The sequence below is a fragment of the Streptomyces sp. NBC_00513 genome (assembly GCF_041431415.1).
In the GTDB taxonomy this organism is placed as follows: Bacteria; Actinomycetota; Actinomycetes; order Streptomycetales; family Streptomycetaceae; genus Streptomyces.
This window is the reverse complement of the sequence record NZ_CP107845.1, coordinates 6,738,042-6,753,749: the sequence shown is the minus strand read 5'-3', so window position 1 is coordinate 6,753,749 and position 15,708 is coordinate 6,738,042. Positions and strand designations below refer to the sequence as shown.

Sequence of the window (15,708 nt, the reverse complement as noted above, 5' to 3'; positions counted from 1 at the left end):
CCCCGTCCCGCGCGAACCAGGGAAAGGCTGAACGAACGATGTCTGACGCCGCCGAGCCGGACAACCCGGCATCCGACTCCGCAATACCCGTCACCGGCGGGCAGGCCGGGATCTGGCCGGCCCAGCGGATCGAGCCGGACAGCTCGGCCTACAACGTCACGTTCACCCTGGAGTTGCGCGGGCCGGTCGACCTCGACCGCCTGACCGCCGCCGTGCGGCAGGTGGTCGAGGAGGCCGAGTGCCTCCACGTACGGTTCACGGCGGACGCCGACGGGCAACCCCGTCAGCACGCCGTGCGCTTCCCGGCGCACGTTCCCCTCGTCGACCTGCGGGACGCGCCGGACGCGGAGTTCGCGGCCTGGGACTGGATGGAGGCCGACCGCGCGCGGCCGTTGGACCTCGCTCGGGGCCCTCTCTTCCGGCACGCCCTGGTCCTGCTCGCCGACGATCGCGTCCTGTGGTACCAGCTGTACCACCACATCGTCATCGACGGCGTGAGCGTGGGACTGCTCTCGCGGCGGGCCGGCGAGCTCTACGGCGACGCGGGACCGGTCGGCGGGATCGACTGGACGTTCACCCGCCTCACGGACTCCGAGGCCGCCTACCGCGCCTCCGCGAGCTTCGCGGAGGACCGCGCCCACTGGCTGGAGCGGCTCGCGGACCGGCCCGAACCCGTGCGGCTCGTGCGGCGCGGGCCCGCCGTGATCGCCCGCCGGGTGCGCTGCACCGACGAGTACTCGGCGCAGGACACCGCGCGCCTGCGCGCCGGCGCCGAGCGGTCGGGCGTACGGCTCTCCCGACTGCTCGTCGCGGCCGTGGCCGCGCACCTCCACCGGGTCACGGGCGCGCAGGACCTCGTCCTCGGGCTGCCCGTCACCACCCGGGTGGACCCGGGGACGCGGGAGGTCCCCGGCATGGTCTCCAACATCGTTCCGCTGCGGCTGGGCGTACGACCGGACATGACCGGCACGGAGCTGCTGGCCGAGGTCGACCGGCGCGTCACCGAGGCCGTGACCCACGGCCGTTACCGCGCCGAGGAGTTGGCCAAGGACCTCGGGCTCGTGGAGGGCGTGGCCGAACTCGTCGGTCCCACGGTCAACGTGCTGCCCGGCACGGGATGGCTGCGCTTCGGCGAGCACCCCGGCGACCTGCGCCCCCAGTGGATGGGCCCCGTCAGCGACCTGGCCGTCACGGTGGGCGAATCGCAGCGCGGCGCCGTCCGCTTCCACTTCGACGCCGACGCGGACGTGAGCGACGACGAGGAGGTCGGCGGCCACGCCCGGCGTCTGCGCAGGGTGCTCGGCGCTCTTGTCGACGCGCCGGAACTCCCCCTCGGTCGCATCGAGCTGCTCGCGGGCTCCGAGCGGGATCACTTGCTCGGCTCGCTCGCCGTCAGCGCCCACCCCACCGAGGAGGTGTCCTGGCCGGCCGCCTTCGAGCGCCGGGTGCGACTCTCCCCGGACCGCACGGCCCTCGTGTACGAGGACCGCACCCTGACCTACGGAGAGCTGAACTCCGCCGCCAACCGGCTGGCCCGACTGCTCCTGGCCCGCGGCGTGGGCGCCGAGGACATCGTCGCCGTGGCCGTTCCCCGCTCCCCCGAACTCGTGGTCGCCCTGCTCGCGGTGATGAAGGCCGGCGCGGCGTACCTGCCACTGGACGCCGACCACCCCCGCGAGCGGATCGCGTACATGCTCGCCGACTCCGGCGCGCGGACCGTCGTCACCACCCGGGAGGCCGCCGGCGGACTGCCCGAGGACACCGCCGCCGGCCGGCTGGTGCTCGACGATCCGGCGACCGTCGCGGAGCGGGCGGCGGCCGATCCCTCGGACCCCGGGGTTCCGGTCGTCCTGGACCAGGCCGCGTACGTCATCTACACCTCCGGGTCCACCGGGCGCCCCAAGGGCGTGGTGGTCTCCCACGACGGCATCGGCAGCCTGATCGCCACCGCCACCGAGCGGATCGGCATCGACGAGGACAGCCGCGTCGTGCAGTTCGCCTCGGTCGGCTTCGACGTCACCGTCTGGGACCTCGTCATGTCGCTGTGCGTCGGCGGCCGGGTCGTTCTCGTGCCCGCCGAGCGGCGGGTCGCGGGCCCGGCCCTCACCGACTACATCCGCGCGCACGGCGCCACCCACATGATCCTGCCGCCGTCGCTGGTGTCGGCGCTCCTCCCGGAGTGCGAACTGCCCGAGGGCTCGGTGCTCGTCGTCGGCACGGAGGCCGTGCCGGGCGAGCTGATCGCCCGCTGGGCCGGGCGGGTGCGCATCGTCGTCGCCTACGGGCTGACCGAGGCGACCGTCAACTCCACGCTGTGGTCGGCCGATCCGTCACGTCCGGGGCCCGCGCCGATCGGCCGCCCCGACCCCAACACGCGCACGTACGTGCTCGACTCCGCGCTCCGCCCCGTCCCGGTGGGGACGGAGGGCGAACTGTACGTCGCGGGCCGGGGTCTGGCCCGGGGCTACCTGGGTCGGGCCGCGCTGACCTCGGAGCGGTTCGTCGCGGACCCGTACGGAGACCCGGGTACGCGGATGTACCGCACGGGCGACCGGGTCCGCTGGGGCGCCGACGGGAACCTGGAGTTCCTGGGCCGGGCGGACGGTCAGTTCAAGATCCGGGGGCACCGGATCGAACCGGGCGAGATCGAGAGCGCGTTCATGGCCTGCCCGGGCATCGCGCAGGCCGCCGTGCTCGCCGTCAAGGACCACCGGGGAGCCGGGCGCCTGGTCGCCTACCTGGTCACCGACTCCGGGGCCAACGAGGCGCACGGGACGCACGGGGGCTCTGACGATCGGGGCGGCGACGGGCACCGGGTGGACGACCTCGGGGTCGACGGGCCCGCCGCGGAAGGGCCCGCAGCGGACGCCGTCGTGCGGGCCGCGCGCGCCCGGGTGACCGAGGTGTTGCCCGAGCACATGGTGCCGTCCGCGGTGCTGCGCCTGGACGGCCCCCTGCCGCTGACGCCCAACGGGAAGCTCGACACGCGGGCGCTGCCCGCACCGCGCTGGACGGAACTCACCGGGGACGCGGAGCCGACCACGCCGGCCGAGGCACTGTACGCCGGGCTGTTCGCGGAGGTGCTCGGACTGCCCTCGGTGGGCGTCCACGACAGCTTCTTCGAACTCGGCGGCGACAGCATCGTGGTGATCCGACTGGTCACCCGGGTCCGGGAGGCCGGTGTCGAGGTCAGCCCGCGCGAGGTGTTCCGGCTGCGCACCCCGGCCGCACTCGCGCGGGCCACCGGCGCCGCGGCCCCCGACGCACGGCCGCCCGCCCCGCTGCCCGAGCCGTTCTCCCTCGTCGATTCGACGGCCGCCGAGCGCGCCGACTTCGTCGCCGCCGTCCCCGATCTGGTGGACATCGTCCCGGCCACGCCTCTCCAGGAAGGTTTCTTCTTCCACGCGCAGATGGACGGCGCCGGGGCCGACGGGTACGCCGTGCAGGACACCCTCGACCTCGCGGGCGACGTGGACGCGGACGCGCTGCGCGTCAGCGTCCAGCACATGCTGGATCGTCATCCGCTGTTGCGCGCGGCCTTCGTCCAGCGCCACGACGGACGGATCCTGCAGCTCGTCGGCGAGCAGGTCGAACTGCCCTGGAGCCAGGCGGACCTCTCGGGCCTGGCCCCGGACCGGCGGGACGCGGCGGTGGAGGAGGCGGCCGCGGCGGAACGGGCCGCCGGCTTCGACCCGGGACGGCCGCCGCTGCTGCGGGCGGCCCTGCTCAGGCTCGGCGCGGACCGGTCACTGCTGGTCCTGACCCTGCACCACATCATCGTCGACGGCTGGTCGGTGTCCCTCCTGCTGCGCGACCTGCTGGCCGGGTACCGGCCCGGCGAGGCGCCGCCGCGCCCGACACCCGATCCGGGCTACCGGGCCTACGCGGGCTGGCTCGCGGGCCTGGACCGGGAAGGCGCGCGCGCCGCGTGGCGCCGGGCGCTGGCCGGATTCGACGCACCGGCGGGGCTGCCCGTGCGGCCGGTGGAGGCGGGAGCCGGCGGGTACGGCCGGGTCACCCTGGATCTCACGGAGCGGGAAACGGCCGCGCTGACGGCGCGCGCCCGGGAACTCGGGCTGACCCTGGGCACGGTCGCGCAGGGCGCCTTCGCCCTGGTCCTCGCGGACGTGCTCGGCTCGTACGACCTGGCCGTCGGGGTCACGGTCTCGGGTCGGCAGGCCCCGGTCCCGGGGGTCGACACCCTGGTCGGCCTGCTGATCAACACCGTGCCGGCCCGGCTGGCCTGGCGTCCGGAGCAGCCGCTGGGCGAGGTGCTGGCCCGGTTCCAGGAGAGTCAGGCGGAGCTGCTGGACCATCAGCACCTCGGGCCGGCGGAGATCCGGCGGGCCGTGGGCCGGGGCGAGCTGTTCGACGCGCTGGTGGTGGTCGAGAACCTGCCGGACGGTGGGGAGCGCGGCGATCCCGCGGGACGGATCCGGATCACGGACTCCCGCGTCCGGGACTCCGTGCACTATCCGCTCGCGTTGACCGTCCTGCCGGGCGCGCGGCTGCGCCTCCAGCTCGACCACGACCGTTCCCGGCTGGACGACCGGGCCACCGAGCTGTTCACCCGGCGACTGCGCGCGCTGTGCGCGCAGTTGGTCGCCGATCCGGCCCTGCCGGTGGCCCGTGTCGGCCGCGGGGCCGCCTCGGGCGCCCTGTCCGGGGCGGTGCGTCCGCTGCCCGACACCACCGTGCACGCTGCGTTCACCGCCCAGGCCCGTCGAACGCCGGACGCGACGGCGCTGCGGCACGACGGCCACGGCACCGGATTCGCCGAACTGGACGTGCTGGCCGTGTCGTTGGCGCGCCGGCTGGCCGCCGAGGGCGCGGGTCCCGAGGCAGTGGTCGCGGTCGCGGTGCCCCGTTCGGCAGGGGAGGTGGTCGCGTGGCTCGGCGTGCTCAAGGCGGGCGCCGTGTGCCTGCCCGTCGATCCGGGGGCACCGGCCGAGCGGGTCCGGCACATGCTGGCCGACTCGGGCGCGCGGATCCTGGTCGCCACCGCGGAGGTGCGGGACGCGCTGCCCGCCGCGGCCGGGGTGCGCACGGTGCTGGTCGACGTGGACGGCGCCGTCGTCGGGGCCTCCGTGCACGGTCCGCGCGCGCTCCCCGACACGGATCCGGACTCGGCCGCCTACCTGATGTACACCTCGGGGTCCACGGGCCGGCCGAAGGGCGTGGTGGTGACGCACCGCGCGCTGGCCGGGCAGCTCGCCTGGACGGCCGAGCGGTTCGGCTTCGGTCCGCACGACCGGGTGCTGCACCAGTACGCGGCCGGGTTCGACCCGTCGCTCCAGGAGGTGTTCGTCCCGCTGCTGACCGGGGGGACGGTCGTGATCGCCCGGCCCGACGGTCACCGCGATCCGGCGTACCTGATCTCCCTGATCCGCTCCGAACGGGTCACGACCCTCGACCTGGTGCCCTCGCTGTACACGGCGTTGCTGGCCGAGGAGGTGCCGCCGGGCGGCGACGGGCCCTGGTGGTCGGGTCTGCGCCGGGCGTTCAGCGGCGGCGAGGCCCTGACGGTCCCGGCGGCCCGGCGCTGGCGCGAGCGCACCGGCGTCCCGCTGTTCAACGTGTACGGGCCGACCGAGGCGGTCATCCAGGTCACCGGCTGGGAGGCCGGCCCGGATCCGCTGCCCGGCGGGGGCACGGCCGCCACCGTGCCCATCGGCCGTCCGGTGTGGAACACCCGGCTGTACCTGCTCGACCGGCACCTGCGGCACGTGGCCGCGGGTGAGGCGGGAGAGCTGTACATCGCCGGCGCCCAACTCGCCCGCGGCTATCACGCGCGCCCCGCCCTCACGGCGGAGCGGTTCGTCGCCGATCCGTTCGGCGCTCCGGGCGAGCGGATGTACCGCACCGGGGACCTCGTCCAGTCCACCGCGGACGGTGTGCTCACCTATCTGGGGCGCACCGACCACCAGGTCAAGATCAGGGGTAACCGGGTGGAACTCGGGGAAGTCGAAGCACGCCTGCGCGCCGAGAACACGGTCGGTGAGGCGGTGGTGGTCGCCCGCGCCGACGAGCGCGGGGTCACCCGGCTGGTGGCCTACCTGGTCCCGGCCGGCGCGGACGTGACGCCCGACCCCGAGGAGGTCCGCCGGGCCCTGGCCGAGGCGCTCCCCGAGCCCATGGTGCCGAGCCACTTCGTCGTCCTCGACGCGCTGCCGTTGACCGCGGGCGGCAAGACCGACCTGGCGGCGCTGCCGGCGCCCGAGGTGCGGCGCGGCCCCCGACCGGTCCCGGCCGACTCACCGGGGGACCGCGAGCGGCGGTTGCGGGAGGTGTTCGCGCAGGTCCTGGGCCTCGACGAGGTCGGCGGCGACGAGGACTTCTTCGTGCTCGGCGGGGACAGCATCCTGTCCATGTCGGTGGCGGCGCGGGCCCGCAAGGCGGGGCTGACCGTCACCCCCCGGGCGGTCTTCGAGCACCGTACGCCGGCCGCGCTGGCGGCGGCGCTCACGCCCGCCGGGGTCGCGCAGGACGCTCCGGAGACCGCCGCGGACTCCGACGGGGTCGGCGACCTGCCGTTGCTGCCGATCGTCCACCAGCTCCGGGAGGACGGCGGTCCGATCGGCCGCTTCAACCTGTCGATGCTGCTCCGGTCCCCCGCCGGGGCCGACCTCGCCTCACTGGCCGGCGCGCTCCAGGCCGTGGTGGACCACCACGACGGTCTGCGCCCGGTGCTGTCCCGGATGGACCTGGGGCCGGCCCTGCCGGCGCTGTGGTCGGCCGTGATCCGGCCGCCCGGCGCGGTGGACGCGGCGGGCCTGTCGCGCCGCGTCGACGCCCGCGGTCTCGACGGGGCCGCGCTGCGGGCTCTGGTCGCCGAGGAGTCCGACGCGGCGGCGTCCCGACTGGACCCCGACGCGGGGACCGTCCTGCAGGCCGTCTGGTTCGACGCGGGCGCGGGGACGCCGGGTCGGCTGCTGCTCGTCGTGCACCACCTGGCCGTCGACGGGGTGTCCTGGCGGGTGCTGCTCGGTGACCTGGCCGTCGCGTGGGAGGCGGTGGCGCGCGGCGGACGGCCCGTGCTGGAGCCCGTGCCGACCTCGCTGCGGCGGTTCGCGCGGGAGGTCGTCGAGCAGGCGACCTCGCCGCGACGGCAGGCCGAACTGCCCTACTGGGCGGGGGTGCTGGCCCCCGGGGCGGAGTTGCTGCCGGGCGCGGGTCGGACCGGTACCGTCGGGGCGGCGCGTGAGCACGAGGTCCGGTTGACGGGCGAGGAGACCAGGGCGCTGTTGACGGCGGTGCCCGCGGCGGCCGGGGCCGATGTCACCGAGGTGCTGCTCGCGGCGCTGCGGGTGGCGGTGGCCCGGCGTGGCGGCAAGCCCGAGGGCGACCTGCTGGTGGATCTGGAGCGGCACGGGCGCGAGGGCTTCGGGGACGGGCTGGACCTGTCCCGTACCGTCGGCTGGTTCACGGGACTGCATCCGGTGCGGCTGCCGGCGGCGGGCGATCCGCGGGAGGTCCTCGGGCGGGTCCGGGAGGCCGTGCGTTCGGCTCCGGACGCGGGCGCCGGGTACGGCATGCTGCGTTACCTCAATCCGCAGCTCGCCCCGGTCTTCGCCCGGCTCTCGGGTGCCCAGTTGCTGTTCAACTACTTCGGTCGACTGCCGGCGGACCAGGATCGGGACTGGGCACCCGCCGTCGAGGCGGACGCCTTGCGCGTGGGGCCCGACGCCGGGTTGGCGATGCCCTACGCGCTCCAGGTCAACGCCGTCTGCGCGGACACCCCGGCGGGTCCCGAGCTGCGTGCCACGTGGACCTGGCCGCAGGGCGAGGGCGGGGCGCTGACCGGGCAGGACGTGTGCGAACTCGCCGACGCCTGGACGGCGGCCCTGCGCGAGTTGATCGCCGGCGCCGGAACGGACGTCACCCGCAGGCTCCGGCCGGCGGACCTGTCGTTGGTGGACCTCGACCAGGGGGAGATCGACGTGGTGGAGCGGGCCGCCCCGGCGCCCGTCGCCGACGTGTGGCCGCTGTCGCCGCTCCAGGAGGGCATCCACTTCCACGCCAGTTACGACACGTCCGCGCTGGACGTCTACACCGCCCAGGACTGCTTCGACTTCGACCGTCGCCTCGACGTCGACCGGTTGCGCGCGGCCTGTGCCACGCTGCTGGCCCGCCATCCGGCGCTGCGCACCGGCATCGTCGGCGACGGTCTGCCCGGCCCCGTGCAGTTCGTCTGCCCGCCGGACACGATCACGGCGCCGTTGGTCGAGACCGACCTGACGGGGCTCGACGAGGCGGCGCGGGAGGCACGGCTGGCGGAGATCTCCGAGGCGGACCGGTTGCTGCGGTTCGACCTGACGTCGCCCCCGCTGTTCCGGCTCCGGTTGATACGGCTGACCCCGGACACCGACCGGCTGATGCTCGGCCACCACCTGGTGGCCTGGGACGGCTGGTCGCAGTCCCTCTTCCTGGAGGAGCTCCTCGGCCTGTACGAGTCGGCGGGCGACGCCGCCGGGATGGGGACGCCGGGAAGCTACCGCGACTACCTGGCCTGGCTCGCCGGACAGGACTTCGACGCGGCGCGGGAGACCTGGCGCCGCGCCCTGTCCGGGCTCGCGGAACCGACGCTCGTGGCGCGGGAGCGCGGCGGCGAGCCGACGATCCCGCGCCGTCGCTCCCTCGACCTCGGCGCGGAGCTGAGCGAGCGGCTGCGCCGGTGCGCCCGGGAGCAGGGGTTGACCGTCAACGCGGTGCTGTCCGCGGCGTGGGCCCTGGTGCTGTCGGCGGCGGTGGGTCGCGACGACGTGGTGTTCGGCGCCACGGTGGCGGGTCGTCCGGCTGAGGTGCCGGGCGTCGAGTCGGCGATCGGCATGTTCTTGAACACCGTGCCGCTGCGGGTGCGGCTGCGGCCCGAGGAGAGCGTCCTGGAGTTGCTGCGCCGGGTGCGTTCGGAGCGGGTCGCGGTGATGGACCACGAGTACCTGGGGTTGGCGGAGCTCCAGCGGGCGGGCGGTCACGGGGTCCTGTTCGACACCTTGTACGTCCTGCAGAACTTCGCGGACGAGGACGGTTTCCGTCGGCTGACCGAACGGCACGGCATCACCGGTGTCGACAGTGTGGACGCCACCCACTATCCGATGACGCTGATCGTCAATCCTGCCTCGGTCGTCGGCGTGAAGCTGGAGTACCGCTCCGATCTGATCGACGACGAGCGGGCGGCGGCCACGCTGGAGCGGTTCCGGCTCGTGGTGGGCCGGCTGATCGACGGCCTCGCGGAGCGGGTGGCGGCGCTGGACCTGCTGCTGCCCGCGGAACGGGCCGCCCTGGACCGCGCGTCGACGGGTGACCTGCCGGTGCCGAACGAGACCGTCGCCGACATGCTGGCGGACCAGGTCGGCCGTACTCCCGACGCGGTCGCGCTGGTCTTCGGCGCGCGGGAACTCACGTACGCGGAACTGGACGCGCGGATCAACCGGTTGGCCCGGCTGCTGCTGGCGCGGGGCGCCGGACCCGAGCGGGTCGTCGCCCTGGCGCTGCCGCGTTCGATCGAGATGGTGGTGGCGCTCTTCGCGGTGCTGCGCACGGGGGCCGCGTACCTGCCGCTCGACCTCGACCATCCCGCCGACCGACTGCGGCTGATGATCGAGGACACCGGGCCGCTGTGCGTGGTGTCCACGGTGGCCGTCGCGCCGACCTTGCGCGGGGAGGCGGGTCCGCTCGCCGTCGAGCTGGACGATCCGGCGGTCGTCGCCGAGCTGGCCGCGCTGTCGGGCGGGGTGGTCACGGACGCCGAACGGCCGGCGTTCGCCCACACGGTCGCGGACCGGTTGGAGCACCCGGCGTACGTCATCTACACCTCCGGTTCCACCGGTCGTCCCAAGGGCGTCGTCACCCCGTACCGGGGGTTGACGAACATGCAGCTCAATCACCAGGTGGAGATCTTCGATCCAGCCATCGCCTCGGCGGGCGGGCGGCGGCTGCGGATCGCGCACACCGTCTCCTTCGCCTTCGACATGTCCTGGGAGGAGCTCCTCTGGCTCGTCGAGGGCCACGAGGTGCACGTCTGCGACGAGGAGCTGCGGCGCGACGCCGCGGCCCTGGTGGACTACTGCGACCGGCACCGGGTGGACGTGGTGAACGTGACCCCGACGTACGCCCAACTGCTCATCGAAGAGGGCCTGTTGGAGCGCGACGAGGCGACGGGCAGACACCGTCCCGCGCTGGTCCTGCTCGGTGGCGAGGCCGTGTCCGACGCGGTGTGGGGCCGGCTGGCCCGTACGGAGGAGACGTACGGCTACAACCTGTACGGTCCGACCGAGTACACGATCAACACGCTCGGGGGGTCCACCGCCGAGAGCGCCGGCCCGACCGTGGGCCGGCCGATCCGCAACACCCGCGGGCACGTGCTGGACGCGATGCTGCGGCCGGTCCCGCCGGGCAGTCCTGGTGAGTTGTACATCTCCGGCACCGGTCTGGCGCGCGGCTACCACGACCGGCCGGCGCTGACGGCGGAGCGGTTCGTCGCCGATCCGTTCGGGGCGCCGGGGGCGCGCATGTACCGGACGGGTGACCTGGTGCGACAGCGCCCCGACGGGTTGATCGACTTCCTCGGGCGGACCGACGACCAGGTCAAGATCCGCGGCTACCGGGTCGAGTTGGGCGAGATCGGCGCGGCCCTGTCCGAGCACCCGCTGATCGCCCACGCGGCCGTCGTGGTGACGGAACACGCGGGGAACAAGCGGCTGGTGGGGTACGTGGTGCCCGAGCCGGCGGCGGCCGAGGGCGGCGACACGCTGCTCACGGAGGTCCGCGAGCACCTCAAGACCGTCCTGCCCGGCTACATGGTCCCGGCCGCCCTGGTGGCCGTGGGAACCCTGCCGTTGACCGTGAACGGCAAGCTCGACGTACAGGCCCTGCCCGCACCGGACCTGGGCGGATCCGGTACCCGCCGGCCGCCGCGCACCCCCCGGGAGACGGTGCTCCGGGCGCTGTTCGCGGAGGTGCTCGGGCTGCCGGAGACCGCCGTCGGGATCGACGACTCCTTCTTCGACCTCGGCGGTCACTCCCTGCTGGCGACCAGGCTCGTCGGCAGGGCGCGCACCGCCCTCGCGGTGGAGCTGGCGATCCGGGACCTGTTCGAGGCGCCGACCGTGGCGGAACTGGCCGGGCGCGCCGAAGGGGGCGGGCCGGCGGGCCGGCCCGCGCTGACGGCGGGTGAGCGGCCGGCAGAACTGCCGCTGTCGCACGCCCAGCAGCGCTTGTGGGTGATCCAGCAGATCGACTCGGCCTCCGCCGCCTACAACTTCCCGCTCGTGATGCGGCTGCGCGGCCGACTCGACGTGGCGGCCTGGCGGGCGGCGCTGGCCGACGTCACGGCCCGCCACGAGGCCCTGCGCACGGTCTTCGTCACCCGGGAGGGCCTGGCCTTCCAGCGGGTGCTGCCCGCGGACGGGGCCCTGCCGGTGGTGGAGGTCGCCCCGGCGACCGAGGAGGAGCTGCCCGCCCTGATCGACACGGCGGTGCGCCGCCCGTTCGACCTCGCGGGGGAACTGCCGCTGCGCGCGACGGTCCTCACGGTCGGCGCCGAGGACCACGTGGTCGTCCTGCTGCTGCACCACATCACCACCGACGAGTGGTCGGACCGGCCCTTCCTGCGCGACCTGACCACCGCCTACGCCGCCCGGCTGGGCGGGGCGGCGCCGCACTGGGAGCCGTTGCCCGTGCAGTACGCGGACTACGCGCTGTGGCAGCGGGAGCTGCTCGGCGACGCCGCCGATCCCGGCAGCCTCGCCGCGCGGCAGCTGGAGTACTGGCGCGGCGCCCTGGAGGGGGCGCCGGAGGAGATCGAGCTGCCCGCCGACCGGCCCCGACCCGCCCGGCCCGTCTTCACGGGCGGTGAGCTGGACGTCTCGTTCGACGCGCGGGCGCACCGGGGGCTGCGCCGGCTCGCGAAGGAGCACAACGCGAGCATGTTCATGGTGGTGCACGCGGCCGTCGCGGCGCTGTTGCACCGGATGGGCGCGGGAGCGGACATACCGATCGGCTCGCCCATCGCGGGGCGCGGCGAGGAGGCCCTGGACGACCTGGTGGGCTTCTTCGTCAACACGCTGGTGCTCCGGACGGATCTGGGCGGGGACCCCGCCTTCGGTGAGCTGGTGGAGCGGGTGCGCGACACCGCGCTGGCGGCGTTCTCGCACGCCGACGTGCCCTTCGAGGCGGTGGTGGAGAGGCTCAATCCGACCCGCTCGCTCGCCCGCAATCCGCTCTTCCAGGTCATGGTCGGCTACCACCACCGCACCGGGGAGGACGCGGCCCTGCCCGGGTTGGCGGTGGAGTACGTGCCGTTCCGGATCACCTCGGCCAAGTTCGACCTCGTGTTCAGCTTCACCGAGCGCACGGGCGCCGACGACCCGGAGGCGGACGGACTCGACTGCCGGCTGGAGTTCGCCACCGAGCTGTTCGATCGCGAGGGCGTGGAGCGGCTGGGCGAGCGGCTGCGCCGGCTCGTCTCGGCCGTGGCCGTCGACCCGGCCCTTCCGGTGTCCCGCCTGGAAATCATGGACGCCGGAGAACTGCGTCTGGTGCGGGAGGAGTTCAACGCCACCGACCGGGTGGTGGACGAGCTGTCCCTGCCCGCGCTGTTCGCGGCGCGGCTCGCGGAGCGGCCCGACGCCCCGGCGGTGGTCGAGCGGACCACGACACTGGGTTACGCGGGTCTCGACGCCCGGTCCGACCGGATCGCCCGGCTGCTCGCCGCGCGCGGGGTGGGCGCCGAGAGCGTGGTCGGGGTGGCCGTGCCGCGCTCGATCGACATGGTCGCGACGGTGCTGGCGGTCCTCAAGCTGGGTGCGGCGTTCCTGCCGCTCGACCTCGTCCATCCCGCCGACCGGCTGGTCTACATGGTCGAGGACTCGTGTGCCGTCCTGGTCGTCGGAACCGAGTCCGTGGCGGGGAAGATCCCCGCGGTCGAGGGGGTCCCGGTGGTCCTGCTGGACGCCCCGGGCACGGCGGCCGAACTCGACGGACTGCCCGACGGGGCCCCGGACCTGCCGGACGTCCCCCTGGACGGGGCCGCGTACGTGATCTACACATCGGGTTCGACGGGCCGCCCCAAGGGCGTGGTCGTCCCGCACGAGGGCATCTCCAGCCTGGTCGCCACGGCCGTGGACCGGATGGGGTTGCGCAGCGACAGCCGGGTTCTCCAGTTCGCGTCGATCGGCTTCGACGTGGCCGTGTTCGAGCTGGCGATGGCCCTGTGTCACGGCGGCCGGCTGGTGCTCGTCCCCGACGAGGCGCGGGTGGCGGGATCCGCGCTCACCGAGTTCCTGGCGGAGCAGGGCGTCACGCACATGATCCTGCCGCCCTCGCTGGTCTCGGCGCTGCCGGCCGGCTGTGAGCTGCCGGAGGGCTCGACGATCCTGGTCGGCACCGAGACGGTGCCCCCGGACCTGTTCGAGCGCTGGGGCGCCACGGTGAACCTCATCGCGGCGTACGGACTGACCGAGGCCACCGTGAACTCGACGCTGTGGCCGGCGCGTCAGGCCGGCGGGCGTCCCGGCGGGCGGGTGCCGATCGGTCGTCCCGACCCCAACACCCGCTGCTACGTGCTGGACGCGACCCTCTCCCCCGTCCCGCCCGGGGTGACCGGCGAACTGTACGTCGCGGGTCGGGGTCTGGCCCGCGGCTACCTGGGCAGGCCCGGGCTGACCTCCGAGCGGTTCGTCGCCGACCCGTTCGGGGCGCCCGGCGGCCGGATGTACCGCACCGGGGACCGGGCCCGTTGGCGGCGGGACGGCAATCTGGACTTCCTGGGTCGGGTCGACACGCAGGTGAAGATCCGCGGCTTCCGCATCGAGCTGGGCGAGATCGAGTCGGCCCTGGCCGCGCATCCCGACGTGGCGCAGGCCGCGGTGGTGGCCGACCGGGACGGGGACATCGTGCGTCTGGTGGGGTACGCCGTGGCGGAGCGCGGGGAACTCGATCCGCGGGCCCTGCGCGCGCACGCGGCCGGGCTGCTCCCGGAGTACATGGTGCCCGCCCTGGTGGTGCCGTTGGACGGGCCGCTGCCGCTCACCCCCAACGGGAAGCTGGACCACAAGGCGCTGCCCGCGCCCGACTGGTCGGGGATGACGGGCGACGCCCGGCCGGCCGATGCCACCGAGACCCGGTTGGCACGGTTGTTCGGCGAGATCCTCAGGCTGGACGAGGTCGGTGTCCACGACGACTTCTTCGCCCTGGGCGGCCATTCCATGGCCTCCATGCGCCTGCTGGGCCTGATCCGGGCCGAGTTCGGGGTGGAGCTGAGCATCCGGGACGTCTTCGACGCCCTCACGGTCAGCGGCATCGCGGAGCGGCTGGCCGGCGCGCGGGCGGCCCGGCCGGCTCTGCGGGCGGGCGCCGGAGCGGGGGCGCGGGAGCTTCCCGCCGCGCCGGTTCAGGGCGCGCAGTGGCGGGCGTACGGACCGCGGCCCGCTTTCGACAGCGCGCTCGCGCTGCGCTCGCCGGGCGGGCTCGACGCCCGGGCGCTGGCCGACGCGCTGGCCGACGTGGTGGACCGGCACGCCCCGCTGCGCACCTCCTTCGGCGAGGAGGCCGGGGAGCTGCGGCTGCGTCCCGCCGTCGAACCGCCGGTCCTGGCCGTCGAGGAGTGCGCGGACCTGGAGTCCCGCCTCGCCGAACTCGCGGGCGAGACGGCGGACCTGACCTCGCGGGCGCCGCTGCGGGTCCGGCTGCTCACGGCTCCCGACGGGGCCCAGGCCCTGTTGCTGGCCTCGCACCACCTGGCGGTGGACGAGTGGTCGGTGGTGCCGCTGTTCCGGGACCTGACGACGGCGTACGCGGCCCGGTTCCGCGGCGTCGCGCCCGACTGGGAGCCGTTGCCGGTGTCGTACGCGGACTACGCGCTCTGGGCACGCGAGGCGCTCGGCGACCTCGACGACCCGGACAGCGCGGGCGGGCGGCAGCTCGCCTACTGGCGCCGGACGCTGCGGGAGGCGCCGAGCGCCCTGGCCCTTCCGACGGACCGGCCGCGGCCCGCGGACGCCGGGCGGGCGGGGTACACGGCCGGGCAGGTGCCGTTCGTCCTCGACGAGGGCTTGCACGCCCGGGTGGACGCCCTGGCCCGGGAGAGCGGCACGAGCATGTTCATGGTGCTGCACGCGGCGCTGTCGGCGCTGCTGACGGCGCACGGCGCGGGCACCGACCTGCCGATCGCGACCATGGTCGCGGGCCGGTCGGACGAGCGGCTCGCCCCGCTGGTCGGTTGCTTCCTCAACACGGTGGTGTTGCGCACCGACACCGGCGGCGACCCGACCTTCCTGGAGCTGTTGTCGCGGGTGCGGGAGACGACGCTGAGCGCGCTGGACCACCAGGAGGTGCCGTTCGACGCGGTGCTCCGCGCCTCGGGGTTGCCGGCGCGGGGACCGCAGGTGACGGTGGTCCACCACGAGCAGGCGGACCTGGACGAGTTGGAGGGCGGCATGGGCACCTTCCAGGCCGTTCCGGTCGCCCGGACCACCGCGGAGCTGACGCTCGGGTTCCACGAACCGCGCGGCGAGGGTCCGGTGTACGGCGAGCTGATCCACGCGGTCGAGCTGCTCGGCCCGGCCAAGGCCCGGCGGCTCGCCGAGGAACTCCACGTGTTGATCGGGCACGTGGCCGACGACCCGCGGCAGCCGCTCTCGGAGCTGTTCGCGGTCATGTCCACAAGGAGCGGGAACGCATGACGACCCACCCGTTCGAGGCCCCCCG

At 74.8% G+C, this 15,708-nt stretch carries 1 protein-coding gene; it reads left to right on the top strand.

What is annotated here, in order from left to right; translation table 11 throughout:
- Positions 1–38 precede the first annotated feature (38 nt).
- Positions 39–15,683, top strand: coding sequence for a non-ribosomal peptide synthetase (locus OHA84_RS30525; RefSeq protein ID WP_266968757.1), 15,645 nt, complete (start codon positions 39–41; stop codon positions 15,681–15,683).
- The last annotated feature ends 25 nt before the right edge of the window (positions 15,684–15,708 follow it).

Excerpts from the sequence above, each read along its gene's own strand:
- OHA84_RS30525 (WP_266968757.1), top strand. The coding sequence starts at position 39 with ATGTCTGACGCCGCCGAGCCGGACAACCCGGCATCCGACTCCGCAATA.